Annotated in this window: 1 protein-coding gene; it reads right to left on the bottom strand. The window is 69.2% G+C overall.

Features of this window, described 5'->3' with window-relative positions:
- The coding region (locus ASF72_RS20570; protein WP_200933631.1) for a hypothetical protein at window positions 1-331 on the bottom strand (331 nt) is incomplete at both ends.

Consider the following 331-nt stretch of genomic DNA (forward strand, 5'->3'; position numbering starts at 1 on the left):
CACGAGTCCGCCGGGTGTGGTGCCGCTAGTGGGCGCTGTCCCACTGCCGCCCAAGTCCACATCAACGACGGCGTCTACGAGTCCGCCGGGTGTGGTGGTCGGTGCGGAGGATCCGCCATTTCCGCTGAGGTCCACATCAACGACGGCGTCCACGAGTCCGCCGGGTGTGGTGCCGCTAGTGGGCGCTGTCCCACTGCCGCCCAGGTCCACATCCACGACGGCGTCCACGAGTCCGCCGGGTGTGGTGTCGCTAGTGGGCGCTGTCCCATTGCCGCCGAGGTCGATGTCGACGACGGCGTCTACGAGTCCGCCGGGTGTGGTGGTCGGTGGG

Source organism: Arthrobacter sp. Leaf141, assembly GCF_001424565.1.
GTDB lineage: Bacteria > Actinomycetota > Actinomycetes > Actinomycetales > Micrococcaceae > Arthrobacter.